The 493-nt window shown below is 56.8% G+C and carries 1 protein-coding gene; it reads right to left on the bottom strand.

Annotated features, from left to right (window positions below; translation table 11 throughout):
• A partial coding sequence (locus Z052_RS02770) for an IS630 family transposase (RefSeq protein ID WP_394338378.1) occupies window positions 1–449 on the bottom strand: 449 nt, incomplete at its 3' end.
• Window positions 450–493 lie beyond the last annotated feature (44 nt).

Below are 493 nucleotides of genomic sequence, written 5' to 3'. Positions count from 1 at the left end.
TCTGGCCGTGATGGGCGCTTAGTCCGCGGAATTGCGTAGGAGAGGCCGAGCTTTTCGAGGAACGTAGTGAGATGGGCTGGATGAAATTCAACGTCGAACTCCTCGTTGATGAGGTGTTGTATCTCTTGTTTCTTCCACGGTTGGCCCTCCCGGAGCAGTTCCAAGAGGCGTTGCTGTTGTTCTTCGCCGAGCTTCGGGGGCCTGCCGCCCCCGAAGTTCGGCATTAGAAGTCCAAGACCGCCCCTGTTCCATCGGCGAGCCCAGCGTGTTCCTGTCGCGGAGGACCTGCCGACATCGTCGGCAGCGTCCTCCAAGGTTGCCCCCTTGTAGAGCCGTTTAACGAAGATCAACCGCTCAGTGAGTTTTTCATCCGTAGACTCCGCGAGGAGTCGATCGAGATCGTCCTCACTGAGGTGACGGACGATCTCTTTGCGGCGATCCCCAGACATACCTCCTCATCAGACTCTACCTTCATAACTTTCACTAGGCACTA

It is taken from the genome of Halorubrum sp. C191 (genome assembly GCF_002727095.1).
Classification (GTDB): Archaea; Halobacteriota; Halobacteria; order Halobacteriales; family Haloferacaceae; genus Halorubrum; species Halorubrum ezzemoulense.
This window is presented reverse-complemented; position numbering and strand designations above follow the sequence as displayed.